Consider the following 232-nt stretch of genomic DNA (forward strand, 5'->3'; position numbering starts at 1 on the left):
ATGTATGGCAGCCATTACAGTCCAGCTCAGGTATCAAATATTTCCAAGCAGATGATTCCAAAGGTTGAGGCTTACCACAAACGCAAGCTAAGCGACAAGTTTTTCTGCGTCTATTTGGATGCGACATACCTTCCTTTGCGCCGAGAAACATTTGAGCGTGAAGCAGTCTATATTGCCATTGGCATCAAGCCTAATGGGCACAAGGAGGTCATTGACTACTGCATTGCGCCTA

At 45.7% G+C, this 232-nt stretch carries 1 protein-coding gene; it reads left to right on the plus strand.

Annotated features, from left to right (window positions below; all coding sequences use genetic code 11):
* Positions 1 to 232 (plus strand): transposase (locus CP366_RS10605; RefSeq protein WP_199162882.1); only part of this gene is annotated, 232 nt, incomplete at both ends.

Origin of the sequence: Lactobacillus sp. UMNPBX15 (assembly GCF_002553785.1) — a bacterium.
GTDB lineage: Bacteria > Bacillota > Bacilli > Lactobacillales > Lactobacillaceae > Lactobacillus > Lactobacillus crispatus.